At 54.6% G+C, this 24,787-nt stretch carries 28 protein-coding genes; 7 read left to right on the top strand and 21 right to left on the bottom strand.

All coding sequences use genetic code 11. The features are described 5' to 3' along the window. Window positions 1-34: 34 nt before the first annotated feature. Complete coding sequence (locus tag HX790_RS25490; RefSeq protein WP_176992417.1) at window positions 35-610, bottom strand: hypothetical protein; 576 nt, start codon at window positions 608-610, stop codon at window positions 35-37. A gap of 328 nt (window positions 611-938) precedes the next feature. On the opposite strand from HX790_RS25490, the gene HX790_RS25485 reads away from it, so the two are divergent. Both HX790_RS25485 and HX790_RS25480 read left to right on the top strand, forming a co-directional pair. Further along, window positions 939-1,148: a hypothetical protein gene (locus tag HX790_RS25485; protein ID WP_099489483.1), complete on the top strand. Its 210-nt coding sequence runs from the start codon at window positions 939-941 to the stop codon at window positions 1,146-1,148. A 79-nt stretch (window positions 1,149-1,227) separates the two neighbouring features. Further along, window positions 1,228-1,587 carry a hypothetical protein gene (locus HX790_RS25480; protein WP_176992416.1) on the top strand — a complete coding sequence of 120 codons (360 nt, stop codon included), beginning with the start codon at window positions 1,228-1,230 and terminating at the stop codon, window positions 1,585-1,587. On the opposite strand, the gene HX790_RS25475 is transcribed toward HX790_RS25480, so the two are convergent. Beyond that, window positions 1,568-2,098, bottom strand: coding sequence for a lysis system i-spanin subunit Rz (locus HX790_RS25475; protein WP_176992415.1), 531 nt, complete (start codon window positions 2,096-2,098; stop codon window positions 1,568-1,570). The genes HX790_RS25480 and HX790_RS25475 overlap by 20 nt on opposite strands. Continuing rightward, window positions 2,095-2,634 (bottom strand): glycoside hydrolase family 19 protein, encoded by a 540-nt coding sequence (locus HX790_RS25470; protein ID WP_176992414.1) that lies wholly within the window; start codon window positions 2,632-2,634, stop codon window positions 2,095-2,097. The genes HX790_RS25475 and HX790_RS25470 overlap by 4 nt, the downstream gene beginning before the upstream one ends. A gap of 292 nt (window positions 2,635-2,926) precedes the next feature. Here HX790_RS25470 and HX790_RS25465 point away from each other — a divergent pair, with 292 nt between their 5' ends. Beyond that, window positions 2,927-4,006 carry an acyltransferase gene (locus tag HX790_RS25465; protein ID WP_176992413.1) on the top strand — a complete coding sequence of 360 codons (1,080 nt, stop codon included), beginning with the start codon at window positions 2,927-2,929 and terminating at the stop codon, window positions 4,004-4,006. A gap of 61 nt (window positions 4,007-4,067) precedes the next feature. On the opposite strand, the gene HX790_RS25460 is transcribed toward HX790_RS25465, so the two are convergent. From HX790_RS25460 to HX790_RS29930, 18 genes are all read right to left on the bottom strand, one after another. Then, window positions 4,068-4,241, bottom strand: a complete 174-nt coding sequence (locus tag HX790_RS25460) for a hypothetical protein (protein ID WP_176992412.1) — start codon at window positions 4,239-4,241, stop codon at window positions 4,068-4,070. Window positions 4,242-4,477: 236 nt separating this feature from the next. After that, window positions 4,478-5,017, bottom strand: coding sequence for a lysis system i-spanin subunit Rz (locus tag HX790_RS25455; RefSeq protein ID WP_176992411.1), 540 nt, complete (start codon window positions 5,015-5,017; stop codon window positions 4,478-4,480). Next, a complete protein-coding gene (locus HX790_RS25450; protein WP_176992410.1) occupies window positions 5,014-5,442 on the bottom strand; it encodes a structural protein in 429 nt (142 codons plus the stop codon). The genes HX790_RS25455 and HX790_RS25450 overlap by 4 nt, the downstream gene beginning before the upstream one ends. Before the next feature lie 378 nt (window positions 5,443-5,820). Beyond that, a complete protein-coding gene (locus HX790_RS25445) occupies window positions 5,821-6,075 on the bottom strand; it encodes a hypothetical protein (protein ID WP_176992409.1) in 255 nt (84 codons plus the stop codon). Then, a complete protein-coding gene (locus HX790_RS25440; protein ID WP_176992408.1) occupies window positions 6,072-6,362 on the bottom strand; it encodes a hypothetical protein in 291 nt (96 codons plus the stop codon). The genes HX790_RS25445 and HX790_RS25440 overlap by 4 nt, the downstream gene beginning before the upstream one ends. Next, window positions 6,362-6,892 carry a hypothetical protein gene (locus HX790_RS25435; RefSeq protein ID WP_176992407.1) on the bottom strand — a complete coding sequence of 177 codons (531 nt, stop codon included), beginning with the start codon at window positions 6,890-6,892 and terminating at the stop codon, window positions 6,362-6,364. Before HX790_RS25435 ends, HX790_RS25440 begins: the two co-directional genes overlap by 1 nt. 22 nt (window positions 6,893-6,914) lie before the next feature. Next, window positions 6,915-7,598 (bottom strand): hypothetical protein, encoded by a 684-nt coding sequence (locus tag HX790_RS25430; RefSeq protein ID WP_218174730.1) that lies wholly within the window; start codon window positions 7,596-7,598, stop codon window positions 6,915-6,917. 336 nt (window positions 7,599-7,934) lie between these two features. Beyond that, entirely contained in the window at window positions 7,935-11,723 is a 3,789-nt protein-coding gene (locus HX790_RS25425; protein ID WP_176992405.1) for a DUF1983 domain-containing protein, read from the bottom strand. A 57-nt stretch (window positions 11,724-11,780) separates the two neighbouring features. Continuing rightward, window positions 11,781-12,362 carry a tail assembly protein gene (locus HX790_RS25420; RefSeq protein ID WP_176992404.1) on the bottom strand — a complete coding sequence of 194 codons (582 nt, stop codon included), beginning with the start codon at window positions 12,360-12,362 and terminating at the stop codon, window positions 11,781-11,783. Further along, a complete protein-coding gene (locus HX790_RS25415; protein ID WP_176992403.1) occupies window positions 12,359-13,114 on the bottom strand; it encodes a C40 family peptidase in 756 nt (251 codons plus the stop codon). Before HX790_RS25415 ends, HX790_RS25420 begins: the two co-directional genes overlap by 4 nt. 2 nt (window positions 13,115-13,116) lie before the next feature. Then, window positions 13,117-13,866 (bottom strand): phage minor tail protein L, encoded by a 750-nt coding sequence (locus HX790_RS25410; RefSeq protein WP_176992402.1) that lies wholly within the window; start codon window positions 13,864-13,866, stop codon window positions 13,117-13,119. 10 nt (window positions 13,867-13,876) lie between these two features. Next, the gene (locus HX790_RS25405) at window positions 13,877-14,215 is read right to left on the bottom strand and encodes a phage tail protein (RefSeq protein ID WP_176992401.1); all 339 of its coding nucleotides are present in this window, start codon (window positions 14,213-14,215) and stop codon (window positions 13,877-13,879) included. A gap of 2 nt (window positions 14,216-14,217) precedes the next feature. Next, on the bottom strand, window positions 14,218-17,526 hold the full coding sequence (locus HX790_RS25400) for a phage tail tape measure protein (RefSeq protein WP_176992400.1): 3,309 nt from the start codon (window positions 17,524-17,526) through the stop codon (window positions 14,218-14,220). A 55-nt stretch (window positions 17,527-17,581) separates the two neighbouring features. Then, window positions 17,582-17,920: a superinfection immunity protein gene (locus HX790_RS25395; RefSeq protein WP_176992399.1), complete on the bottom strand. Its 339-nt coding sequence runs from the start codon at window positions 17,918-17,920 to the stop codon at window positions 17,582-17,584. 94 nt (window positions 17,921-18,014) lie between these two features. Continuing rightward, on the bottom strand, window positions 18,015-18,527 hold the full coding sequence (locus HX790_RS25390; RefSeq protein ID WP_176992398.1) for a KilA-N domain-containing protein: 513 nt from the start codon (window positions 18,525-18,527) through the stop codon (window positions 18,015-18,017). Further along, window positions 18,524-18,742, bottom strand: coding sequence for a hypothetical protein (locus HX790_RS25385; RefSeq protein ID WP_176992397.1), 219 nt, complete (start codon window positions 18,740-18,742; stop codon window positions 18,524-18,526). Before HX790_RS25385 ends, HX790_RS25390 begins: the two co-directional genes overlap by 4 nt. Then, window positions 18,739-19,683, bottom strand: a complete 945-nt coding sequence (locus tag HX790_RS25380) for a Bro-N domain-containing protein (RefSeq protein ID WP_256349276.1) — start codon at window positions 19,681-19,683, stop codon at window positions 18,739-18,741. Before HX790_RS25380 ends, HX790_RS25385 begins: the two co-directional genes overlap by 4 nt. Then, window positions 19,647-19,820 carry an Arc family DNA-binding protein gene (locus HX790_RS29930; RefSeq protein WP_176992396.1) on the bottom strand — a complete coding sequence of 58 codons (174 nt, stop codon included), beginning with the start codon at window positions 19,818-19,820 and terminating at the stop codon, window positions 19,647-19,649. Before HX790_RS29930 ends, HX790_RS25380 begins: the two co-directional genes overlap by 37 nt. Before the next feature lie 122 nt (window positions 19,821-19,942). Here HX790_RS29930 and HX790_RS25370 point away from each other — a divergent pair, with 122 nt between their 5' ends. The 4 genes from HX790_RS25370 to HX790_RS25355 all read left to right on the top strand — a co-directional run bounded on the left by HX790_RS25370 (window position 19,943) and on the right by HX790_RS25355 (window position 24,545). Beyond that, complete coding sequence (locus HX790_RS25370) at window positions 19,943-20,386, top strand: Arc family DNA-binding protein (RefSeq protein ID WP_099547953.1); 444 nt, start codon at window positions 19,943-19,945, stop codon at window positions 20,384-20,386. Between the two features lie 55 nt (window positions 20,387-20,441). Beyond that, on the top strand, window positions 20,442-20,747 hold the full coding sequence (locus HX790_RS29670) for an NIPSNAP family protein (RefSeq protein ID WP_176992395.1): 306 nt from the start codon (window positions 20,442-20,444) through the stop codon (window positions 20,745-20,747). A gap of 69 nt (window positions 20,748-20,816) precedes the next feature. Continuing rightward, window positions 20,817-21,236 (top strand): RDD family protein, encoded by a 420-nt coding sequence (locus tag HX790_RS25360; protein ID WP_176992394.1) that lies wholly within the window; start codon window positions 20,817-20,819, stop codon window positions 21,234-21,236. Between the two features lie 246 nt (window positions 21,237-21,482). After that, entirely contained in the window at window positions 21,483-24,545 is a 3,063-nt protein-coding gene (locus HX790_RS25355; protein WP_176992393.1) for a metallophosphoesterase, read from the top strand. Window positions 24,546-24,787 lie beyond the last annotated feature (242 nt).

Here is a 24,787-nt window from a genome sequence, read left to right as displayed (position 1 = left end):
ACGCGGCCTACAGGGGAGGTTTTGCGCCCCCTTATCAGTTGACCTTTACAGCTTCAACATCTTCATAGGAGCCGTCCTTGATCAGACAATAGAAGCTTACGGGTTGAGTTTCCCGGCCATAGCTATGAAGCGCTGCTTTTATCCTTAACCGGTCGATGCCGCCAACCCGATCCTCGCCATCCACAACCCAACCTCTGACCGTATCCGTCGACTGGGTGGAGCCCGCGCCGGACAATCTTCCCTGCACATCTTTTATACAGGCATTCACGAGTTCATTTCTTGCCTTGGGCCTGTAAGCATCGCTCAGCCGTATGACGCAAGCCTGAGTACTAGAGATAATCTCTGCACGTTCCTTTGAACCTACTTCCTTGGATTCCAGCATGGTCGTAAGCTGGGTTTTCAAGGAGTCCTGCATAGATGCACTGAAATCTATACCTTTTGACTTATTCGCGTCTGCATACTGGAAGGCACCTTTGAATGCTGCACTGATTTCTGTCGAGTACCCCAGGCCGCATGCTTTAAGAGCCTCATCCACTGGCCCAACAGATCGATAGGGCGAAAGGCCAGAACAGGCAGATAGGGAAAGAGCAGTGAACAACAAGGCGTACATTCGCATATGCAATTTTTCATCCTACAATGATGACTATACGCCATCATACCAGCTGCTCTGCGTTTGCGGCTCTCTCAACAAAGGCGGAACCACCCGGCTTGTTCCCATCATGCCAAGGCGCCCCAGAAATAAGCGTAACTTATTGATATAAAAGGTAAATCTCCCTATTTCTAGAGGTATAAAAAGCGTCGATTCACGCTATAAGAATCAATAATTTAGCGTTGTATATTCCTACAGTGGCCACCCTTCCCCGGCGTCCTGCCGACCGATCACTACCCTCCCAAATAACACCGGCTGCTAAGCTGTTCACTCCACCAGAGGAACGCCAATGCCAAACTCAGACCTACTCCCTTCACTGCTCTCAAAGCTTTACGAAAACCAGTTGGCCCTTGAGGCGTCCATCGTGGAAATAGCAAACTGGGTAGAGCAGCGCGGCTCCGCCGACGTGGCTGAGAATGTGCGCGGCGCCTTGCACACCATCGATGAGAACGAAGAGTTCATCAAGCTGACCCTGGCCGTTCTCATGGCGCCAGACTAACTGCCTCTCGTCGCCTCGAATCGCGCCCCAGCAACACCTCGATTACTGTATGCACATACAGCATTCGGATTAATTCACCATGAACCTCGACAAAGACACCTGCGAGTGGCTTGGATGCCCTACGCCTCTGGAAATGTACCAACACCAGTGCGCCCTGCTCGAGGACGAGCTGACCGCGACCCAGAAGCGGCTGACCGAGGCGCGCCGCAATATTGCCGGGCTGGTGCAGATGTGCGACCTGCTTTCCACCGGCAAGGCCTCGGCCGAGGCCGAACTCAAGAAGGCACTCGACAACATCGCCCGACTGAATCATGAAGCGTGGGAATTGGAAGGCGAGGTCCGTGCCCTCAATTCGGTCTCCGGCCAGCGGGATCTGCTGCTCATGGAGAATCAGCGCCTATTGCTGGAGCTGAGCGTGCTCAGGGGACCACAGCCCTGACATACGCCTGGCACGCACGCAGCGCGATCACGGCGTTATCCCCATCGTCGGTGATGGCGATAATTCGTTGCGCATGCGCTGGGTCAAGTTGGGCTCGACGGGCTGCATGAACCACGCCGGCGGCGCCGGGGGCGGTAGGCACGTTGCAACCACTGGCTGAATCCGTGGCGGCGAGAAGGACTGACAGCCGCAGTTCAGTAGTAGCAAGCTGGTCACGCACGCGAGTCCGATTGCGCTGGGCATCGGATAATTCCTTGGTGTGCTGTTGGTCCTGGGTGGCGAGCTGATGCTCGGTGGCCAAGCGCTTGTCTTGCTCGGCCTGCTGCTGACGCCATGCCTCGCTGGTGATTGCGTCGAGGTCTTTCTGGTGCGCGGAACCTTGCTCGGCGAGTTGCTTGGCGAGTTGCTTGCCCAGACGCCAGTCCTGCACCTCCCAGGTGGCGACGGCTGTACCGGCCATCAGCACCAGTACCAGCAGCACCATCCCACCCAACTTCTGCACCGGCGTCATGCCAGCACCTTCAGCGCCCTGTCGTACAGCGCCAGGCGATCGTCCTGGCCGGTGAGTCCGCCATTGATGCGCCTGGTGATCTTCGCGAAGTCCTTCTGGTCTGCCAGGGTGTTCAGCCCGCGCGTCGACCAGAACCACGCGGCAGACATCGCGGCGTGCTGTGGCTGCTCGAGCAGCTCCGGTTGATTGATCAGGTCCAGGCCCAGGGCTTCGCCGCACGCCGCGTAGTTCGCTCGACCAGTGATCTGGATCAGGCCACGGCCACGGCCACGGAACTTGGAGCCATCACCCTTCACGGTGTTGCCCAGGTCAGCACGGCCTTCATAGCCGAGTTGCTGCACCGTTGGCCCCCAGATCTCGCGCACGTAGCGCGACTGGCCAGACTCATGCCCGACCTGGGCAATGAACGCAGACACACGCAGGTTGCCGACAACGCCGTAACGTCCCATGGCTGTATTCAGCACAGGAACAAAAACGCCGGCATTGCGGCCGGCGTTCGGGAGGATCTGCAGCAGTTGCTGCTCGGTGATCGGCATACTTTTCTCCAGGCGAAAAAAAGCCCGCGACTTGGCGGGCATGGGCGTTCGGCGAATACTACGAATGAAAATTTATTGTGTATGTCCTGTGTGTCGCTGACGGGCGTTTGGCACTTGTCGAGGGATAGTCTCCATTGAATTGCACGGGAATTTGTACCAGTCCTCCACTCCATCACCGGCGTCCTGCCGACGAATAACAGCCAATCAGCACGCCGAAGAAATTCTTCACGGTCGTTACAACCAACCCTAAATCGTATACATTCCCCGGCTTCGCCTGCCTGGACCATAGGAAATGACAACCAACCAGACGCTTATCAGGAACCTTTCATACCCAGTTATCGATGGGATCAGGTTCTACGCCGCCTTCATCGTGTTCGTTGAGCATATCCTTTCCGGAATAGTGCTTGAGTACTTTAAGGTCCCGGCCAGCGAATTCGGCTATTCATCTAATTCGCAAAGTCTTTCATTTTTGTATTACCTCGCTGACGGAAACCACGGCGTTGATATATTTTTTATAATCAGCGGATTCTTAATGGCAAGGATAATTTCAAAAGAAAGTTTTTCGTATCAGTCCTTTATTTCTGCACGATTCAAGCGGATCTACCCAGCTTTCCTTGCGTCATTAGTCATCACTGCTGCCATAGTAATAAATGTCTTTGGCTGGCCATGGAAGCCTATCGACTTTGCCTACAATATGATATTTCTGAATGCGTTCCCACAATTTGGCGTAATGCCCTATAACCACGTTTCCTGGTCACTCGGTTATGAGTTCGCCTTTTACTTTGTGATCCCGGTCCTGGCGCTGTTCTCACGGGTGATTCCGTCATGGGTAGCGGCATCGATTCTTATGCTCTCTGCTGCGCTCCTTATTCCTGACTCACTGATTCGTTTCAATGCGCTATTTGCCGGTGCGCTCATCGGCACGCTTTCCGAAAGCACATTGAAATCCGTTGCGGCCAAACTGCCGATGGCAATCGTGCTGCCAGCCTTCATCGGTTGCGGAGTATTGAAAGCAGTCATGCAGCTACCCTATCTCACCTATTACTGGCTGTTCATACCGTGCGCGTCATTGTTGTTTATACGCTTGGTGTGGGGACCATCATTGCTGGGAAACATACTGTCGATGCCAGCATTTCGGAAGCTGGGCACCCTGTCTTATTCGATCTACCTGTACCACTCTGTCATCGGCTCCCTAGTGCTTTACAAGCTGACCCCATGGCCGGCGTCGATTGGTGGAGCGGTCCTTTGCTTCATCACCACATTCGTGCTAACCCTGATCGCCTCCTACCTGTCCTACCAGATCTTTGAGAAATGGTATTTCAGATCTTCAACCAAAGGCAGGAAGCTTGACCCTGTGAAAACAAACAGTTAACTCCTTAGACCGTGGCGCCCGCAATGGGCGCCTTTATCCTTGGTCATAAACAAATAAAAATTTACTGCGCTGCCTGTTCCGTAACGCCGCCCTGTGGCTGGGCATTTACCTGTGGCTTTACCTGTTGATCGATTTCAGAAATAACCGGATTTGCAGTAATCCATGGAAGCTGAGATAGCGCGTTCATTACGACTTGAACTTTTTCCAGCGGAAGTCCCAACTTCACAGTTTGCATTTTGTGTGTCCTTGAGATTGTGATTGCGTTAAATTTTTTAATCGGTAGTTACGGCATTGCGTAAACCTGAATCTTTCTTGAGGCGCCGTTAATGAAGATGGTTGCATATCCTTGCGAAGCGCCAGCAGTTCCAAACCTTCCCAGCACCACAGGTAACCCATCTGGCGGCGGCAGGGGAAATGCCACACCAAAAGGTAAGTAACATCTGACAGCCACCCACGCTCGGCGGGTGGTTTTTATTTAGGCTCCCCGCTAACTCCCCTTACGTACGCTTGGCACGCCCGCAGCGCGATTAAGGCGTTATCCCCGTCGTCGGTGATGGCGATAATTCGTTGAGCATGCGCTGGGTCAAGTTGGGCTCGACGGGCTGCATGAACCACGCCGGCGGCGCCGGGAGCGGTAGGCACTTCGCAGCCACTGGCTGAATCCGTGGCGTCGAGGAGGACTGACAACCGCACATCAGCAGTAGCAAGGCGGTCACGCAGCAGAGCCTGGTTGCGCTGGGCATCGGATAATTCCTTTGTGTGTTGTTGGTCCTGGGTGGCGAGCTGATGCTCGGTGGCCAAGCGCTTGTCTTGCTCGGCCTGCTGCTGACGCCAGGCCTCACTGGTGATTGCGTCGAGGTCTTTCTGATGCGCTGCACCTTGCTCGGTGAGCTGCTCGGCGAGTTGCTTGCCCAGGCGCCAATCCTGCACCTGCCAGGCAGCACCAGCAGATACCGCCATCAGTACCAGGATCAGCAGCACCATCCCGGCCAGCTTCTGCACCGGCGTCATGCCAGCGTCCGCCGCACGCCTTCGGCCAGCACTGCGTCAGGGTAGGCATACCCCGCGTTTTCATGATGGATTATCGCCCTGACGAAACCGGCCATGAGCGATGGCATGCTCAAGTCGATCTCGGCACCCGGCCTGGTGCCGGTGTTCGCCTCCACGGCGCGCACGTATGCCGCCGTGTCGTTCTCTACCGACGGCGCCCACCTGCCAATGATTGCCTTCACGGTCTTGAGCCCATGCTTGCGCTGATAGGTCAGCAGAACCCGGCCAAGGGCTCGAATGCCGTTCTCGGGCGTATCGAAACGGGCGAAGCGTGGTCTCGGTACGCCGACCTCCATGCCAAGCTGTCCTTGCCAATGGTTAGCCGGGTTGTAATCGATATTGCCGGGGTTTCGGTTGCGTACCCCACGGGTTTCAGTGATCGGCATACTTTTCTCCAGGCGAAAAAAAGCCCGCGACTTGGCGGGCGATACGCTTTCTATATACTGCGGTGAATTATCGGAGCGAACAGGAATGGATCCCTTGAAATACGGAATACTTCTCTTAACCGTCTTTACTCTTGGCGGCTGTGAAACGTACAACGGCGGACAAGACGGCCCCGACATTAAGGCAGGAGGACTCCAGATCAGTTGCAATGCAACCCCTGCCAATCAGCCCGGCTGTTATACCCCGCCACCTTCTTGGTGGACCAAGCTTCCTGGCCATTTTTTCATTCGTGGTAGCAGCCTTTAACACTTGCAGCGTTCCGAATCCTTTCTACAGGCGAAAAAAAACCGCTCGAGGCGGCCGTGGTGTTCGGTTGGTGATCAGGATTCGGTGGTGTCATCGCCAGCGGGTAGCGGGAAGCGCGCCTTAATGGCTGCAACTGACGCAAACCACTTCGCATAGTCCGGCTCAAGGCCATGGCTCATCGCGTCGTAGTCGGCCTCAAGCCGAAGCGGATCAGACTCAGAAACGTACGCAGCCTTCCGAGCCTTAAGTAGGGAATCAAGCTCAGCCTGCTTAGCTTCGATGAGTAGCTGCTCGGCGGTTTTCATCTTGCCAAAATCGATGTTACTCATACTGGAAGCCTCAAGTTGCCGTCCGGTGGATTAACGATGTCCTCTGGGAACCTGGCGGCATAATTCGCTTCGGCGCCTACTGGCAGTGTCAGCGTCACAATCAGCTCTCCGCTGATCCTCGTCACATCGCCCACCACGAAATCGCACTCCACGGCCGAGGCCGGAAGTACCGCCCCTTCTGGGATGCCGCGAAAATCGAAGCGCTCACCGTTGATTGTCAGTACGTCGCTACGCTTGCTGACTGAAAGCTCGTCATCCCTGCGCTGCGGTGAAAGCTTGATAATCATCAGTACCACCTCCCAATAGCCAAGTAATTCATGATGCCCTGGTAAAAAGTTGAGCCGGTGTTGTACGGCCCCTGGCACACCGCCGGGGGCCAGCTTGGAGCGTTGCCATCACCGCTAATCGCACAAACAGAGACAGCCAACGCACAGCTCGCGGTAATGAAAATCTTCGGAGGCGATGCAAAGGTGGCCGGGAATGACCTTGCTGGAACCGGTGGCGACTGAAAGATGCTGCCCGCTCCTACAGTGGTGCCAGCGGAGAAGCCCACTGCATCCCAACAGATCAGCGTCCCGTCTGCGTATTTTGTGAATTGCCCGTTGGCATTGCTCCCCCGCTCAATTATTGCCCCTGTGGGCACACCACCGGACTGCGCCACAGTTCCAACCAAGGCCGCGTTCGATGCGCTTCCCAGCTTAGTTAGGCGGTCATAAATCTCCTGCGTCATTGCATTGATCTTGGTGCTTGCGGTACGCGGAGGATCGCCTCCAATACCTTGGGGCGGTGCTCCTAGGATGATTTCTTGTCTTGCCATTTAATAACTCCTCTAATAAATATCACATAACCATTTTGCCAATCATTAAGGGAATACCTAAATACGTTGTATTCCCTACCCCTAACGTAATTGCAATAATTTGATTATTTGGATAATCCCAAACAAAATATAGCTGCCTTGGTCGAAATTCCGAACCGCAAAGAGGCATCTCGAGGTTATTTATTAATACATATTCGCCGCCACCCAAAACAAATGGCGCCTTAAAATAACACCGAGTAACTCCTTGAGCGTCATAGTCCCAGCCAGTATAAGTCCAAGCATTAGTACTTCTTACAAAAAGAGCACTTGGTGTACCACTATCAAACAATGTCACCCCTGAGGATGAAGAGAGCCTTAAGCCATATTCGCTTATAGGCTTTGCACCGAATCCAGCAACGTACCACTTTCCAGCAGGATTTATATTATACAAACTGTACTTACCAATACCAAAACCAGTCCAATTTCCGGGGGAGCCAAACAGGGCTGGAAGCATGCTAATCGGACCATTAGCCGGATCTGGCCTTATGAAAACAAACGGCTGTTCTTGTGTCGTTATTGGACTAGGAAAATAGACTTGAGCTATACCGTTCGCACCGTTAGGCGCATAGGTTCCAGAGTACAGAATAGATAACCGTACAAATTCAGAGTCTAGAATCACCCGATTATCATCAGCATTTTGGAACATCAACCCATACGAATCTGTCATTTTATTTAAATCTCACCACGACCAATCGCATTCCGGTAATAGAATATGAAGATGTGCCATATGGATCGCCCCGTATAGTACGCCACACTCTGACGCCGCCATTTATAACTTCTGGCTCAAGTTGCTTATCAGAGCTTCTATCTATTGATTTCTTCGGGATGCAAAAAGCAGCGGAGTTACTCGAGCTAACCCCCTCAATAGAAATATCAAAGTATTTTCCAGCTGGGTAGGTGCTTGGGTTTATGTCAGCAGTGTATGCCACCCTCATAGTAAATGCGGTTGGGGAGAGTTGCGATTCTCCGGACGCCCCCCATGTCCAAAGCCCGTATTCGTCCATTATGAAAGCCTCCCGACCATAGTCCTCTTAACGCCGCCAGCGTCGAATACAGACAGCCCGTCGTTATTGAGAAGTGATGACCCGCCAGCTCCAGAGCTGCGCAGCGTGAATGTCCCCGCCTTGACATTGATTTCCAGCAGCGGGCGACCTTTTGAGTCGACGGATTCAGAGCGCAACGTCATACCCAGGATGATCTCCTGAATAAATGCTTTGTTGATGATCGCTTGATTGATGAACACCTGATTGTTCTGGACCACGAACATCGGTACGACAGCACCACTTACTTCATCGACCACGGCAAATCGCTGAGCAAAGATCAGAAACTCTGCCTGCTCACCATCCGATCCAAACGCAAACCCGGAAGTTACCGCCTTACCACCAACGATGGTCTGAGCCTTGAGAGTGACCATTGCCGACACCTTGTCACCGGTTGCGGCGACAACCTTATTGGTCTCCTGAATTGCAGCCGTATTCTCGCCCGAAGTGGCACGGACAGTTCTAATCTGCTCGCCCAGGGCTTTATCCGCATCAGCCATGACCCTGTTCGTGTCCTGAATTGCAGAGGCATTGGCGCCCGCTGTAGCACGTACCGTCTCTATCTTTTCACCCAGTGCTTTATCAGCATCGGCCAAGACGGTTGTTTCATGCTTGAAAGCCGCAGCATTACTCTCGACCTTGGCGTCCATCGCTGTAACTCTAGATGCAACAGCCTCGGTAGCGTTCGCCGATGCCCTGGCCACGTCGATGATGCTCGCCGAGTTCTGGCCTACCTTTGCCTCTAGGCCGTCTGTCCGTTGCGATTGTGCAAAGTCCCGATCAGCAATCACAGACATCAGCGACCAGGCACCGACGGATGTAGTGGTGTCCCCTGCACTGCCGGACTCGTCCCCTGCCGAATCTGCCTTGATCGTCGCGTAAACGCCGTCCAGCTTTTCAGCAGTGGCTGTGACCTTCCCGTCCACGTTATCAATGGCCGACTTGTTCTTGCTGATCTCCAGGGCCATTGCTTCGTTGGTTTCGGCGATGGTGCCCATGTCGAACCAGTAGCTGGCGTTCGGCGGAGTGGTATTGACCGGTACCGCTTTAGTCGCCTGGAACAGATGTTGTCCAACACGGACCATTTCGCCCTTGGTGTAGGTCTTGGCCGGGTCATACTCCAGAGCGTCAACGATTTCGTTGATGAGATCGTTAAACTCCTTCTTGGCCTCCTCAAGGCGCTCATTCACAGAGCCGGGGCCATCGCCAGTGATCAGCTCGATCTCTTCCCTCAAGCTCTGGTACAGCGCCCCCTTGCCGATCTTCTCAGCGAAGTACTTGTCGTACTCGGTCTGGTCGGAACTGGCCCGGCCATTCACTGCGCCGGGGATCGGGTAGAACGGACCGACGTTGCCGGTGCGATCCACCAGGCGCGCCCAGAAATAGAGGCTTGCACCCGCCAAGATGTTCTGCATTTCGTGTTTGGCCTGCGGGTAGCTGAAGTCGCTCAGCTTGGTCGCGGCGCCCAGGTCAGGCGACTGGCTGTACCAAAGCTCAGTCCGCTGAGTGTCCTCAGCGCCCGGCGGGAATCCCCACTGGATGCCGATGCCGTAGACCAGGCTGGTGGTGGTCAGGAACGACACCGCCGGCGGCAAGCCTTCTTTACCTTTGAGGTTGGTCAGGTTGGAGCTTTTCCAGATCGAAGAAATCTCAAAGGCGCTCACCGAACGAACACGGGCCAGGTAGGCGCCCGAATAGATGCCGGTGACGTCCACGCTCGTCGAGCCGGTACGCTGCACCTTGATCCAGTTGCCGCTGTCCTTGCGCCACTCCACGTCATAGGCGACTGCGCCAGCGACGGCGGGCCACGAGATGTTCATGGTGCTGATGGCCAAGCCCTGGTCGATAGATACGTTCGAAGTGATGGTCACGCTCGATGGAGCCGGAACCACCGTGATCGGAATCACGCTGATCGGACGCTCTTCGAGGCGTGCGCTGGTGTCGATGCTTGCGAACTTGCCGGGCTCGTACTGTAAGGCGCTGATGTCGTAATCGCCCTCTGGCGTCCTTGCAGTCCTCATCACCCTATAAAGAGGGATTGCCAGGTCGTCAGCGTCGATTGCCCACTGAAGTTGTGCAGCTGGTGCCTCGCTGTAGGCAACGGTCACAGTTACGTTGCGGCCGCTCACGCTTTCCACGGTACGCCCTTCCGCTCGCCCGCCGGGAAGGTTAATAACCAGCCGGTCACCGGCCTTGGCCAGTGTGTCGCGGTCCAGGGTAATGACCTTCCCCGCCGCCGCCGCAATGCGCCCGCCGATCTCCCGACCAGCCAGCAGTGAGTCGGCTACGGGGATAATGAAGCCTGGCAGCGGGATGCGGCCTTCCATGCCGGTCCTGAAACTGATAGTCCGGTCTTGGTTGTTGCTCAGCACCAGCCATTTGGCGCGACGCTGAGCCTCAGATGCCCGAGTGCAGCCGATGGCACTGATTTCAGTCGGCTTGTCGCCCAGGCGGCGCTGTAGCGGCAGATCTGAATAGACCGTGACGTCGGTGTCGTAGTTATTCAGCGGGTTGTCATAGCTGACGAGGCAGCGCGTGAAGCGTGTCTTGGCCGAAGCACTGCCATAGGAGATTTTGCCGTCGATGACGTTGGAGCGAGTGAAAACGTAGTCGATGTCCTGCGCCCGAGGCATATCGGCCTGCATGACCAGTTGGCCCTGGGCCCAGTACGTCATGCCGCGGTAAATGCCGGCGATGTCGCGCAGCAGTGACCATGCGTCAGCCTTACCCTGCAGGTTCATATCACAAAGGAAGCGCGGCTCAACGCCGTCAGCACCGTTCGGCACCATCTGGTCGCAGTATTGCGCGATGCGGTACAGCTCCCACTTGTCCACCATCCATGGCTTGATGCGGCGGCCAAGGCCAAAACGGTCCTGGGTGCAGATGCCGTATGTGACCCAGGCGGGGTTATTCGTCCACGCCTCCTTCATGGTGCCATCCCAGGCGCCAGAGTACGTGCGGGCCACCGGGTCGTAGTTGCTCGGCACCTGCCAGCGGCGGGCCTTGCACTTCACGGTGACCGCCGGGATGTTGGTGAACTGCTCGGCGTCGAATTGCACAAAAAGTAGCGCGGTGTTCGGGTAGCGCAGCTTTGCATCGATCACCTGGGTGTAGCCGGCGATGAACAGGCTATCTGCAATCTTGTCGGTGTTCTGGTTTGGGGTAATGCGGCGAACGCGAATCAGCCATCCACTGGTGGCCGGCGGCAAATCGATACGCATGGACTTTTCGTAGCGAGTGGTGGCTTTGCCTGTAATAGCGCCAACCAATACCTCCTGATAGGCCCCACCATCGGTGGCCACGTCGACCGCGTACTGGATGCTGTAACCACCAATGTTCCCTTCTTCGTCCTGGCTCGCCAGTCGCGGCGTGGCCAGGCGTATACGTGCTGCCGACAGTTGTAGATTGGTCAGCGACTGAACCCACGGCGTGCCGCTGCGCAGCTCGATGTTCAGCGAAGTCTCGTTGTCGACAGACGGAATACCCGGGATGTAGGTCTGCTCGACAGAACCCGGCCGCCAGTCCCACTTCACGTTGGTGAAGTTGTAGTTGCCGCTGGCATCCTGGATTGGGGTGTTGTCGAGGAAGATATCGCGCGCTGTGGGTGTGCCGTCGAATTCGCCCTCGCCCACGGCGATCAGGATTTTGGCCACGTTGGTCGAGCGCAGGCTGTCGGGTGACTCTACAGGTGACTTTGGCTTGCTCTCGCCACCTTTGGCGCCGTGAATATCCAGCTTGTGTGCTGCGCCCATGCTTTCCTCCAGGCAATAAAAAACCGGCTCATGGCCGGCTTGTTTGGTGCGTTGTGCCTACGTTTTGTCCTCGGCATAGATCGATGCCGAGATGATTGCCCCGCCCCACCGCCGCTCACCGATGCAGATCGGGACGGGATTGCCGCTTGCTGTGGTGTTCTTCGCGCTGCCGAACGCGTAGCTCGGCTGATTCTCGGGCGATGCGCTTTGCTTCAATCCGGCGGCTTGCGGGCTGAGCATCTGGACAACACCGCCAGCCACAAGCGCGATGCCCGTAGCCAGCGTCGAGCCGCCGGTGACATACGAAGCGGCGATCAACACGACACCAATGATTGTTTGGAGCAGGCCCGCGCGCTTTGCACCCTCTACCACCGGCACAATCCGAATTTCTTTGGTGCCGCCCATGCCGAACTGATCAGGTCCGGCGTTCTTCCGGTTGCGGAAGATGGCGAATCGAAGTCCCAGACGATCAAGCCGCCGGATCTCAGTCTCAAATCCCTCAATGGTTGCCTTCAGCGCCCTGAAAACCTCCCATGTGTCACCGGAGCCAACCTGGCGTCGGTGCAGACGGCCGAACTTCTGCGCCAGCGAGCCCGACAGCTTGATAGTGGTCATCGGCGAATAAACGATGGCGCTCATCGAGCCTCCTTGTGTCGAAGAATTAAACGTGTGCGCTGTAGCCAAGGACCGCCGTAGACGATCACCTCTGATGGTCGGCCATACAGGTGGTGCAGGGCGAAAGGCCCGGGGCCGAATACACCGGACTCTTCGCCTGGCAGCGCCGGGTCAGTCCCTAGGTAAATGCCTGCGTGGTTTGGGTGAGCCGTGCGGCCTACCTCCATCACGATCATGTCGCCGCGCCGTGGGCTGTCGACTTGCTCAAACCCGGCGGCCTTGTAGTGCCGCTCGTACAGGCTGGCGTTCTCCGCACTCTCCCACCAGCCATCGGCGCGCTGGAAAGCTTCAAACTCAAGCCCCCATTCGCGCTGGTACCAATCAGCGCAGACCTGCCAGCAATCCCAAGCACCATGAACAAACGGGCGCTTGAGCAGCGGCGTGCTGCCGGTCGGTGTAATCGTGCGGAGGTCGCCCTCAGGCCACGACAGAATGTGCCAAGGCAAGGCCGTAGCCTCGCACATCGCCAGGTCGCGCGATGACGGCCTGCTGGTGGCGTCAGGATGCGAGTGGACGATGCCAATCACCTGGCCTTGGTCTTCCGCCGTGGCGTAGTCCTCTGGCTCAAGCCGGAACTCTTCGTTCGGCTCCGTGGCGATGTTCCGGCACGGGAAGTACTTCTGCGCCCGGCCCACGGCCAGAACCACCCCGCAGCACTCTTTCGGGTACTCGGCCGCCGCGTGCGCCTGGATGGCCGCAATAATGTTTTTGCGCATATTCAGCTCCGGGCGATCAAGGAAACAGCGGGGAAACCGCCGAATGGCAAAGGGTTGTCCGCGCCGAAGCGCGGGTCGCAGCCCTTGCCAAGAGTGCCGTCGCACTCGTCTTGCTCAGGGTCATCGGTTACCACGCCATCCTTTGTAACGTATGGCCCCGTGTATCCGCAGTTCGGGCCACGGTAGCCACCGGTGAGGCACCAGTGGCATAGCGTGGTCATCTGCCGGCCAATCGTTTCGCCGCCGACATCGCCCGGGCTGGCCAAGTCCCAGCTGACCGTCTCGCCGTCCTCATTGGTCTTCTGGTCGACATACCAGACCTCGATCGATTCCTGGGTAGGGTCGGCCGTCGGGTTTCCACCTTCGAAGTTCACCGCGTCGAGGAACTCGGCCAGCGTATTGCGGATGGTCAGCTTGAACTCGAGCAAGTCCTCGAAGGCCAGGCAAAGCGCGGTGATTCGCCCATTTACGTTACCTACCGATAGCTTTGGACGTACCGCGGTGCCGTCACCATTCGCCTCGCTGCCCTCGTACTGCATGGGCCAGGCGCCATACTCCTCACCCTTCCACCAGATCGACTTAGCCGGTAACTGGTCGGCGTCACCGCCGGCGGCGATCAGTTCGGCAGGTGAATGTGGGATAGCGTGGCCATGGAAGCGCAATACATCGGCGCCGTAATCGCTGCCGTCCAGTTCAAACAGCATGACTTCGTTACCAGGCTCAAGAGTCTGGATAGCATTGATCAGCGACATGGATTTACCTTTACGGGTGGAAGGCGCGCTCGAATGTCGCCGTCACTTTGAATACGCCCCCGCCCATGGGCGTAGGGGTTGGGTTCTTGCAGGTGAACAGGCCAAGCTGACCCAATGGCGTGGTCCACAGGAATGCCGTGGCGCCCTGGTGCCGATCGAAAAACGCCATAATCTCCAGCGCTCTTGCCTGTCCGCCCGTGTGGGTGATCGGGTAGGAATCGACTTTGTTGTTGATCCCATCCCCGACCTCTTGCTTGTAGCCGTCCCCGAACTGCGAGGTGCGCACCCGATAGGTAATATCGGGTGCCTCCCCGTTCTGGGTGGCCCAGGTGAATGTCTCAATCGCCATGGTTACCTCCCGTTGATTACGCGCCAGATTGAGCCGCCAGGCTGAAGGCCCTTGGCAATTGCGGTTTCCGCCTCGGTCTTCGCTGCCTGCTGAATGCCCTTGCCCAGTTGAGTGGTGTCTTCCTGCGTTGCGTTGCCGCCGTCGCCGGTCGTTTGCACGGAAACCGAGACCGGGAAGTTGTAGGTGTTGCCACCACCTCCCCCGCCGCCACCGCCACCCAGCGCCCGAACCCCAAGCTCGCCGCCCGCCGTCCTGGTCAGCGGCATGATCGCCTCCGGCCCGGCCTCGCCGAAGATGCCGGCGCCTTTTGCAAAAGCGAACATCTGCGGCTTGTCGTGCACCTGGTTACTGAAGCTCGACAGGCTTGGCGAGTCATAGACGCCTCCCTTGGCGTTGGCAGTGATAGCGCTGCCGATGCTTGAACCGAAACTGCCAGCGCCTGCCGCAGCACCGCCGCCACCGAAATAAGCTCCTAGGGCACTGCCCGCCAGGCTGGAAAAAATGCTGGACGCCGCTTGCCGAGTAGCGATGCGCGCCATGTCCGCCAGGATCGACTTGGTGAAGTCGGAAAACGAAAGTTTGCCGGTGATGGCAAAATTCGCGACCGCGTCTTCCATGCTTGAAAAAGCATTCGTGAACAGGCTCTTAGTCTGGCCGGCCACATCGTTGGCAGACTGCACGTAGTTCTGGAAAGCCGAGGTGGCCCCGCTACGCCAATCACCCTGGGCCTCCGACATCTGGTCGTAATTGTCGACCACTGTGTCGCGGTACTTCCGTTCCGCATCTTCCAGGCTGGACAGGTCCCGTAAGTAGTCTTCCTGGCTGTACTTGTCAGGCGCAGTCTTGCGGCGATCCAGAAGCTTGGCGCGCTCGTCGTTGAACTTGTCAGTGGTCGCGTCGAGGGTGGCTTGCAGGCCCGCCTCGCGGTCGCCGAGACCCAAGCCATTTGCAGCGCGAGAGCCGGCCGCTTCCAGTGCGGCCCGCTGTCGCTCCAGCTGATTGACGTACGCCTCCGAGGCGGCCGTCAGTTGCTCAAGGCGACCCTTCTCGCTTGTGGCAATGATCGTCAGCTGACTGTCGGCATCCTTTTGAGCTTTAACCATTCCAGTGCGAGCATCGGCGATCTTCTGGTCAAGCTGGATGCTTTGCGCCGCTGTCGTGGACTTCTTACCTTTCGCCGCCTCGAGGGCATCAATCTCAGCCTGGTACGCCGCGGTAACATCGTCCTTTTCCTGATTGATCAGGACCGACCGTTGCTTGGCATAGTCCGACAGCGATACCACACCAGCCTTCTGCTCGGCCTCCAGCTCCTTCTGGGCATTCCGGTATTCATTGACGATGTCGGACAGGTTGTTTTTTGCGTTATTGAAGCTGGTTAGGTCGACTTGAGAGCTGGCGGCCTTGGGGTCTTTGTTTTTGTCGTTGAGCCCTTTCAGCAAGGTGTCGTAAGCACCCCCTGAGAACTTTTTACCGTCAAAATCGACGCCATCCAGAAGCTTGGACTTTTGGCCCGTCCTCTCAGCGTTCTCGTAAAGCGTTCTGAATTTATCGTTGAGCTTGTCCAGCCCCGCTGTGCGCTTGTTTAGAGGGTTAATCTCATCGAGCTGCGCATCCAGTTCTTTTTGGACCTTGATAGCTTTCTGGTTTGCGTCGGTGTTCTCACCAGTGATGATTGCCAGATTGGCACTGGCTGCTTGCGTGGCTTTGAGGCTTGCGAGTTTCCTCTCCAGCGCTTCGGTTGAGTCGGTGTCCTCCAGTCCTAGCATCGAGTCAAATGCTGTGCTTGCCTTGCCCAGCCCCGCAGATATAGCCCCCGATACTCCGCCCGCCTTGCGTGTATCAAGCACGCGCTGGGTCAGCTCTATCTGCTTCGCGAGGTCTGGAAACGCTTCCGACCGAATGTAGGAATATGCGCGTTTTGTCGCGTTTCCGATGTCATCCCAATCTCGCTCAATATCGGAGAGAGTGCCTCGATAAGCCTTGAGGCGCTCTAGAGCCGCCTCATTCAAGTTTCCGCTCAGGACATCAAGTGCGCGCTGATGATCGCCTTGGTCATCAATCCCCTTGATCACTTGGTACTGATCTAGGGTTAGCAACCCATACTGGCTGCTGATTTTTCCTGCAGCCTCTGTCGCTGTATCACCGGCAGTGGCGAAAGACTTCGCGAGTTCGCCAGCGCCCTGCCCCGTGATTTCGCTGATCGCTGCCGCAGCCTCAGCTAGGTTGCGCATCTGCGTGCCGCTTGTTGCGGCCCCCGACGCAAGCGACACAACCGCTTCACGCGCGCCGGATAGATTTCCAGTGATTCGCCCGGCGCCGTCGGCCATATCCTTCAAGCTGGCAATTGTCTGGCCGGCGCCGTTGGTTCCGCCATTAATTGCGGCATTGAACTCGCGCGCCTGCTTCATTGCATCAAAATAGGCGTAGCCAAGCGACCCAAGAACGGCCACCAGCAGGCCGGCTGGAATTATCATCCCCGCCAGACTTCGCGCTGATTCGCCGGCACCAGCACCCAATTGTGCAATGGCTCGCGCACCGCTCCCCAGATCGCCCGACTGCAGGGCGTTGGCAAGCTGCATTACGTTCTCTTGGGCCTGGCGAGTGCCGAGCTTCAATTTGTCGAACGCAGTCTCCGTCGCAGTCAGCCCGGCACGGTCTTTACCGATCTTGGCCAGGGCATCCTGGTATCGTTCAGCATCTATCTGACCTGTTTTGTGCAGGTCGTTTAGCGCTTTCTCTTGGGCCTCCAACTTCGCCAACTTGGCGGTCACCGGGTCGATTCCGTTAACCGTGCGTTTCAGCGCCTCAATCTGGCGGTTTTCGGCATCAATCAGCTTCTGTTTCTGCGCCAACTCCTTGGCTTCGGCCTTCTCGATTTTGTCGTAGGCCTTGCCCAGCTGATCTTGATACTTTGCCTGATCTTCGATAGTAACCAAGCCGCTTTTGCGAGCGCGCTCCAACAAACCCTCTGCCCGCACTAAGGATTCAATGCTGTCGATATTGCCCGTCATCGCCTTGTCGAGTTGGCTGATAACGGTGATCTCTGCGGCGGCGCTTTCAGTCGCTTTGCGGCTTGCACCGGACCTGCGATCTATCGCGGCAGTGGACTTCTCGACACCCTGGGCTACCTCATTTTCTGCCTGAGTGATCTTCTTGCTTGTGCTGGCCAAGCCTTCCCCAGTCTTGCCTAGGTCGTCGATGGCCTTCTGTGCACCTTCTGCCGAGTCGACCAATTTATCCAGGTCGTCAGCGGCCTTTGCTGCTTGCGATGACTCAACGGCAATGCCCAGGGAGGCGAAGTTGGTGCTCATTATTTTCTCCGGGCATAAAAAAACCCGCCGTAGCGGGTAGTGGTTGTATTGATGTTCAGCTTCGAAGCAGTCTTGCTTTTTCGGCTTGGAACTCATCTTCCGAAATAAATCCGCGCTCCTTCATGGACACAAGCTTTTCAAGGGCTTCGTATCTGCCGATTTCTGGAGCGGCGGCGCTGTTCTTCGCTTCCACAGGCTTGCTTATGGCGGATGCTGACCAGACCAGCGCCACCACCCACCCTATGAGAGTCCATCCCAAAAATAAGTTAAGAAGAAATATGGAGTCCGTATTTGGATGCTTTCTGCTTTTGCCATTAATAGTTGGCAAGAAATAAATCACCGCACCAATAAAAAACAGCATTAGAGAGCCAATCACTCCCGATTCACTAGACATAGACCCTTCTCCCTGATCAAGAAAAGCAATCTACCATTTTCAGCAGGAAGCGCCAAAGCCCCGCATGGGCGGGGTTCTTCGGGTTCGTGGAAGGCTAGGCTGCGTCGAGGCCGAGCGTGAGCTGCAATTGGTCTCGCCAGTAATCAACGTCATGCACAAGCTTCGGTTTTTTCCACCGAAACTTTGAAAGCTCTTTTCCGCTGAGGCTGGCAATGCTCTGAGCATCGTTCAGGACCTTGCATGCCCGGTCAAATTGTTGCTTCTCGTTGAGCTCGCCACGAAGAAGCGCATCGATATGCAGGTCTGCCCAGACAGCGAAGTCATCATCCAGCCATCGGGCAAATGCAACCGCAAGCTTTGGATGAAGCCAGGTGCCGGCGCGCCCACGAACCCGTGACGCCTCGACCATTTTGAAGTCCGAATTGCGGACATCAAATCCGAGGTGTCGAGAAAGCGCAGCCATGTAGTTTTTCGTGCTGGCCAGTTCTAGCCACTTGATTGGCTTCTTCCCGTAACGCGCCGCAACCTCGGTGGCATTGATCCAGCCGTCACTATTAAAGCTGACGGCCTGCCCCTCGTAGTGGAACGGAATAATTCCTGTATTCATGCCGCCACCTCCGCACACATTGCGCTCGGCGCGCCAGGATTGAATCCGTCCAGCGGCATCAGGCTCTTCTCGCTGACCGAGTAGCGCTTGCACTCGACCAGCATCAGCCAATTTTCTTCGATCTTGCGAATCAGCTGACCGGAGCGGCCGACCAGATTTGGCCGCTCCGGCATCAGGATCAGGGCACGGCCACCTACTTTAAGGATGAAGTTCATGCAGCTACCCTCCACCTCATCTTCTCCATCGCCGCCAAGGCGAAGTCGAACAGCGCAGCAGGCGGAACATGAAGACCGTTAGATCCAGTGACGGCCGCCAAGAACTGAGTAGGCGACATCACGCACGCGTCTAACGGGACAGGCTGAGCCTGACGCTTGCCGGTACCGTCAGTGAACACCAGGTAGCGCTGGGTTTCCGAAAGGTCGGTCGGGATGTCGACAGATTGGTTGCCACTCTTCGGCAGGTACTCGCCCTCAATCGCATAGCTCGCCACGAAGTTGGCAGCGGCTTCAAACTGACTGCTAGGAATCAGCTCAACGCGAGGAACGCCGAAGCAAGCATGTACGGCAGATGCCAGTTTGGCAGTGGCGCTGCGCTGATGCTCGGCATCCAGCTTGGCGACTCGGCAGCGCATGACATTGCTGAGTCGCATGGCGCCGACCTTACCCAAAAGCTCGTCAACCATCGGTGCCATCACGCCTTGAGTATCTTCGTAACGACCGTGCTTACGGATCGCTGGGAGAACCTCGGCGGTCACCCACTTCTTGAAGCGTTTTGCTTCAGCCTTACGGCTGCGCAGGATTGCCGAGTAAAGGCCTGACTCGTTAATGACCAGCATTTCCTGATCACCGCCTAGGGTCTGCACAATCGACAGACCCTTTTCATCATCATCCAGGTGGCGAGTCATCGCCGACGCTTCGCTGTACTGAAGCGCAGCAGAAACATCGTTAGCCACGAACCACGGCTGATCATCAATCAGCAGCGTACGCACCTGTTGCTTGCCGAACTTGAAGGGGATGACATTGGATGTAGCTGTGCTAATATCGCTCATGACGATTTCTTCTCCGAAGTTGATCTCGTTTCCCGAAGCCTCAGTGTTCCAGCACTGGGGCTTCTTCGTTTTCATGCTTCCGACTGGCCTTTCTTCATATTTCGCCATTTCAGTCCATCCTCAATCAGCAAACCCAGTTCCACGTTTAGGCTACGATGGTTCTCCTGAGCCTCTCCTTCCGCCTTCCCTCGTACATCAATAGGCAGCCGAAGCGGGTATGACGGCCTCTGCTTTGATTTCTGCATGTCTTCCCCCCTAGAATGAATCTATTAGATGTCACAGGATAAATAGATGTCAAATAGATTCTTTGATCTCAAACAGAATCTTTTCGCATACTGCCTTCAATACGAAATTGGACACCAAATAGATGAGCGACAAAAAGCAGCAGGCAGCGTACCCACTCAGGATGCCGCCATCGCTCCGGGAGGCCGTAGAGCAAGCCGCTCATGAGTCAAAGCGCTCCGTCAATGCGGAAATCATTAGTCGCCTTGAGCTGAGCCTGGCTGCAGAGCAGCGGCTGACTGAGTTCATAAGCGCCGAACGCGCCCGAGAGCTTTCGGATATTGTCGAAAGAAACCTCCCAAAGAAGCTGAGGGATGCTTTCCAAGCTGAAATCTACTCTGCCGCGCAAGGTGGAGCTGGCGGCGTTGTTGTCTCAGGCCAATACCTCGGGCTGGACCCTGATGTCGAGGCACATGAAGCGATCATGAGTGATGTCGTCCGCGAGCTCCGCGAGGCCGGTTACGGTGCTGACCGCTTCAGCTTCTACGAGATCGACATTACCTTTTATCCTGAAGAGGCCGCCGAATAATCCAAGCCCGGCCCGCCGGGCCTACCCTTCCTCCCAGCAAGCAAGGAAAGCCAGCGTGATCACCTGCCATCTGAAGTATCAGATTGACCCTTACCAAATCGACGCCTTTGAAAACTACTCGAGACTTTGGATTGGCATAGTCAACCGAATGGGAGGCACGCATCATGGTTATTTCCTCCCTGCTGAAGGCGCAAACAACGTCGCTTACTGCCTTTTCAGCTTTTCGAGCCTTGCGGAGTACGAGCGTTACCGCGAAGAGTCCAAAACTGACCCCGAATGCGTTAGTACTTTCGCGCTGGCAGCGGAGAAGCGATTCATCGTCAGCTCCGAGAGAACCTTCTTGAGACCAGTGCTCGACTGACCCCAAGCTCGGTCCGCCGAGCTTTTACTCGCAACAGATAAGCCGCTGAATCCACGCAGGGAGCAACCAATGGAAGTATCCAGGACGTCTTTACTGATCCGGCGCATAGGCGCCTACGTCATCGATTACTGCGCGATTATCCTGATTGGTCTCTGGCTATACCGCCAAGAGGGCCTTCCGTTTGCAGGCTTTGAGCTGATCTTTGTGTACCTGTTTCTCTACCCCCTGTGCGAATGGCTTTTCAAAGGGCGGACTTCAGGCAAGTACGTATTTGGCTTAGTCGTCATCAACGGCGCTGGTGGACCTCCCAATTTTGTTCAGGCCTTAATTCGAGGCCTTACCAGGCATCTAGAAGCGCCCTTGGGGATCATCACGATATTCATCTACGCCCAGTCCGTACGATGCCAGCGAGTCGGCGATATGCTGTCGAGAACCTATGTCATACCTTCAAAAGACTTGGCTGAACTTCGCGAGACAATGCAAAGCTGAGCCTAACTCACAACTATCGGCCCGCTGGGCTTTCTCGACCCTAGTCCAGACCGCCTAAACAAGGAGCGTTGAATGTCGTGGTGGAAACTCCCCTCAATTTGTCAGCCCGCTGGGGCTACTTGAAACAGCACATCGGGGTGAATATCTCTGACGCTATAGAGAATAAAAACCCCATCTATTCTGGCGCTAGGAATATCGCATATCTCTTAGCTTCCGACCTAAAAACTCAATTCGCGACAGACCAATATGATCACAGACAATAAGTTAACTTGGCTTCACCTTTCAGACATTCACTTCCATCCCAAAACGGGGTGGCGCGACGAGGGCATTCAGAATGAACTTATATCTTATTTACGTTCGCGATTCTCCAAAGACCTTCCTAAGCCTGACTTAGTTTTCTGCACAGGCGATATAGCATTTGGTGAGTCAAAGGACGCACCTATGAGTCAGCAATATGACACAGCTATAACCTTCTTCAACGAACTACTTGCCTGCTGTGAACTTAGCGCGGATAGACTATTTTTGGTTCCAGGCAATCACGACGTCAACCGCCGAGAGATATCCGACGATCAACAGGCTAGGTTAGTAGAAATGGCGGGAAGCTCTCGCGAGCATGTGAGCGCAATCAACCAACGGTTTGCCGACAATAGCCGCGACCATAGATCAGCTATGGAACGCCTACAAAATTACGGAGAGTTTATAAAAAAATATCGACCTGAGCTACACAACCAAAAGAACCACATCTATGCAAAGACCGTAGATATAAATGGATATAGAGTAGGCGTTGCGGGGTTTAACTCTGCCTGGAGTTGTGCAGGCCCTGAAGATGATCGACACATCTGGCTGGCCGCTAAATGGCAATTCAAACACATGGAGAAAGAGCTCCACGAATCGAACATAAAGATAGGACTCATCCATCACCCCTTCGACTGGCTAAACGAGGGCGAGCGCCAATATGCTGAAGAACAATCAAGTAAGAGCTTAGATTTTCTTTTGCACGGACATACGCACTCGGCTTGGGTCAAGCCATCTATGAATTGTACTGTCTTGGCTGCAGGAGCGGTAGGTGCAGGCTCACCAGAAGAGTTTGGTGTTAACTTGGTAACGTTTAACAAAAATAATGGCGATTGCTGCGTACATCTCTTTGGGTACCGGGAAGGCTGGGTTATCCGTCCGGTCCCTCAACTAGCACCCGATGCGAAATGGCATTTTACGACTAGCGCGAGACCGCCAGATACTAATGATGACCAGCGCAAAACGGTCGAAACTCAAGTCAATAAAAGCGCTCAAAAACAACCGACACGAACCAATATTTCAAACCAAAGATTATTTGGTAGAGCCGATTTATTAACAGCTATATGCGAAAAGCTGACCCATAGAAACAATCTTGCTCTTTACGGAATAAGTGGAAACGGCAAAACAACACTTATAAAAGAGCTACATAAACAACCGGCTTTCAAAGATATGCGTTTTGTTGATATCCATTGTGGACGCCAAATGACGACAAACGAGCTATTCCGTCGTCTCGTTGACGTTTTACAGAACCGTAGCGAGGAACTTCAGCCTCCAACAGGAACGTTAAACCAACAGATCGAAGAACTCAAATCGCTATATCCAAGCGCTGAAAAATCTTTTATTTGGCTCAATAACGCGCACCTACTTACGGATGAGGGTAATTGGCGAAACGCTGATTTAGAAGTACTGCTAGATGCTTTAATCGAAGCCTTTCCTAATTGGATTTTTGTATTCGAGTTGAACGAGAAGCCTCAGCTGGACTACTTTGGTCGCAGCTGTCCATTAGTAGAGGTTCCTGGGTTAACCAAACAAGCATTAGCTGAGTTTTTCAACGCTACAACACCTAAGGGCATGGAAGAAAAGTGGAAGTACAAAAGCAGTGACCTCAACGCTATCTACCAATGGCTTGGAGGTGGTCATGGCGGTACGGCACACACTCTGGCAGCTGAGCTACTTTCTATCATTGCAAAAGAACAAAACGTCTCCCCCTTAGAAGTTTATTTAATTCAGCGCCACAAGGTTGTTGATCGATTAGACGAAAGATTGCTCTCAGTTATTTACGATGAAGTTCTTAACGATGCCAGCAAAAAACTTATAAAAATCTTGGCTCTATACAGGTACGCGATCCCTCAAGATCATGCCGACGACCTTGAAGATGGCGTGGGCTCAACTAACGGCTGGCAGAAATTACGAAAGCTTGGCTTACTGCCAATTGATAGCAATAAAGACCATTTTCTACACGGATTTGTTTCTAGTTGGGTTCGACAAAAGCAACTAGGCTTGACCGACGTCGACATACAGGACGACTATGAAAAAACCATACCAGCAGAAGTTTCTTCGTCGCACTCCCTTATAGCAAAATGCTGGCAGAAACAGATAGGTAGACAAAAAGAACTTCTGAACTTCCAAAGAGCCAACGAAGCCTTCTACCACTTATTGTGCTCGGGGGAACTGGGAGAAATTGATAGCTGGATCGAACACTTAACCGGGCAGGATATTGGTTGGACGAAAAAGGGACTATGGAGCGTATACAATTCACGTAGAGAAACAAATGAATCGGTACAACGGCAACAGGAAGTATTACAGCTACTAGTCAATGTTTGGCCTCTGGACCACAAAGCTTGGCGCTTTTTAGGTGAATGCCAGCAAAAAACGGAAGGGCTCGAAAGTGATGATACTTTGAAATCTTTCGAACGGTCATTATCACTAAGCCCGAGTTATGCTCCCTATTTGGCAAACTTAGGAAAAGCGATGCTTTCGCGCGGAAAGAAAAGCGCGAACGACTTCCTAGCTATTCTCGAAACCTACAAACACAATTATCCAAGAGCGATAGATAACTATGTACAATCCATTCAAAACAGTTGTATCCAGCTAGTTATTGATGAGGATACTGCATCAATGCAGCGCTTAGAAGCCATAAGGTCTGGAAGCACTAATCCTGCCTACTATAATGAAGAAGCCAACCATACACTCCTCAATCATGAAGACCCTGAAAGCGCGTTAAAAATACTTGATTTAGCCGTCACGGCAGGCATCTCAAATACACACTCAGCTATTATCCGGTGTAAAGCTTTACAAAAATTCGGCCGTGGGCCAGAAGCTTCCATCTTGCGCACACAACTAATAAGCACAGGAATTAGAAACGCATTTATTTATAATGATGAAGCAGCGTATCAACTTGACACAATGAACGACCGAGAAAAAGCGATAGAGCTTATGAAGGAGTGTCAAATCAATAAGTGCGACGACAGAGTGACCAGTAAAATTTATAAAAGAGCGCTGAGTTTTAAATAATCGATATTTTAATTCTAATGCAGATCGATCATCTGAAAAGTAAGCATATTAAGCCAATCACGGATTTCCCCAGTCCTTCGCCTGCAAGCCCAAGGACTGGGGTTGCGCCAATATCGGCGCGTTTATGACCTGGAGGTCAATGTGAGTAATCAACTACCAAAGGATCCAGATAACGCAGGATCCGTACTCGGCTGGGGTGTTGTCCGAAATTCGCCATGGAGTCTTCACGGCGTTTTCTCGAG

This window comes from Pseudomonas sp. IPO3747 (genome assembly GCF_013385245.1).
GTDB classification, from domain to species: domain Bacteria; phylum Pseudomonadota; class Gammaproteobacteria; order Pseudomonadales; family Pseudomonadaceae; genus Aquipseudomonas; species Aquipseudomonas edaphica.
The sequence above is the reverse complement of the archived record's forward strand: the minus strand, read 5'-3'. Positions and strand labels throughout refer to the sequence as shown.

Coding starts and splice junctions, on each gene's coding strand:
- HX790_RS25450 (WP_176992410.1), bottom strand. CDS start 5,442: ATGCCGATCACTGAAACCCGTGGGGTACGCAACCGAAACCCCGGCAAT.
- HX790_RS25380 (WP_256349276.1), bottom strand. CDS start 19,683: ATGGCGAAATATGAAGAAAGGCCAGTCGGAAGCATGAAAACGAAGAAG.
- HX790_RS25485 (WP_099489483.1), top strand. CDS start 939: ATGCCAAACTCAGACCTACTCCCTTCACTGCTCTCAAAGCTTTACGAA.
- HX790_RS25405 (WP_176992401.1), bottom strand. CDS start 14,215: ATGGCGATTGAGACATTCACCTGGGCCACCCAGAACGGGGAGGCACCC.
- HX790_RS29930 (WP_176992396.1), bottom strand. CDS start 19,820: ATGCAGAAATCAAAGCAGAGGCCGTCATACCCGCTTCGGCTGCCTATT.
- HX790_RS25460 (WP_176992412.1), bottom strand. CDS start 4,241: ATGCAAACTGTGAAGTTGGGACTTCCGCTGGAAAAAGTTCAAGTCGTA.
- HX790_RS25400 (WP_176992400.1), bottom strand. CDS start 17,526: ATGAGCACCAACTTCGCCTCCCTGGGCATTGCCGTTGAGTCATCGCAA.
- HX790_RS25465 (WP_176992413.1), top strand. CDS start 2,927: ATGACAACCAACCAGACGCTTATCAGGAACCTTTCATACCCAGTTATC.
- HX790_RS25490 (WP_176992417.1), bottom strand. CDS start 610: ATGTACGCCTTGTTGTTCACTGCTCTTTCCCTATCTGCCTGTTCTGGC.
- HX790_RS25435 (WP_176992407.1), bottom strand. CDS start 6,892: ATGGCAAGACAAGAAATCATCCTAGGAGCACCGCCCCAAGGTATTGGA.
- HX790_RS25390 (WP_176992398.1), bottom strand. CDS start 18,527: ATGAATACAGGAATTATTCCGTTCCACTACGAGGGGCAGGCCGTCAGC.
- HX790_RS25455 (WP_176992411.1), bottom strand. CDS start 5,017: ATGACGCCGGTGCAGAAGCTGGCCGGGATGGTGCTGCTGATCCTGGTA.
- HX790_RS25470 (WP_176992414.1), bottom strand. CDS start 2,634: ATGCCGATCACCGAGCAGCAACTGCTGCAGATCCTCCCGAACGCCGGC.
- HX790_RS25480 (WP_176992416.1), top strand. CDS start 1,228: ATGAACCTCGACAAAGACACCTGCGAGTGGCTTGGATGCCCTACGCCT.
- HX790_RS25410 (WP_176992402.1), bottom strand. CDS start 13,866: ATGTCGCTGATCAATGCTATCCAGACTCTTGAGCCTGGTAACGAAGTC.
- HX790_RS25355 (WP_176992393.1), top strand. CDS start 21,483: ATGATCACAGACAATAAGTTAACTTGGCTTCACCTTTCAGACATTCAC.
- HX790_RS25385 (WP_176992397.1), bottom strand. CDS start 18,742: ATGAACTTCATCCTTAAAGTAGGTGGCCGTGCCCTGATCCTGATGCCG.
- HX790_RS25440 (WP_176992408.1), bottom strand. CDS start 6,362: ATGATTATCAAGCTTTCACCGCAGCGCAGGGATGACGAGCTTTCAGTC.
- HX790_RS25415 (WP_176992403.1), bottom strand. CDS start 13,114: ATGCGCAAAAACATTATTGCGGCCATCCAGGCGCACGCGGCGGCCGAG.
- HX790_RS25420 (WP_176992404.1), bottom strand. CDS start 12,362: ATGAGCGCCATCGTTTATTCGCCGATGACCACTATCAAGCTGTCGGGC.
- HX790_RS25425 (WP_176992405.1), bottom strand. CDS start 11,723: ATGGGCGCAGCACACAAGCTGGATATTCACGGCGCCAAAGGTGGCGAG.
- HX790_RS25430 (WP_218174730.1), bottom strand. CDS start 7,598: ATGACAGATTCGTATGGGTTGATGTTCCAAAATGCTGATGATAATCGG.
- HX790_RS25445 (WP_176992409.1), bottom strand. CDS start 6,075: ATGAGTAACATCGATTTTGGCAAGATGAAAACCGCCGAGCAGCTACTC.
- HX790_RS25370 (WP_099547953.1), top strand. CDS start 19,943: ATGAGCGACAAAAAGCAGCAGGCAGCGTACCCACTCAGGATGCCGCCA.
- HX790_RS25395 (WP_176992399.1), bottom strand. CDS start 17,920: ATGTCTAGTGAATCGGGAGTGATTGGCTCTCTAATGCTGTTTTTTATT.
- HX790_RS25475 (WP_176992415.1), bottom strand. CDS start 2,098: ATGACGCCGGTGCAGAAGTTGGGTGGGATGGTGCTGCTGGTACTGGTG.
- HX790_RS25360 (WP_176992394.1), top strand. CDS start 20,817: ATGGAAGTATCCAGGACGTCTTTACTGATCCGGCGCATAGGCGCCTAC.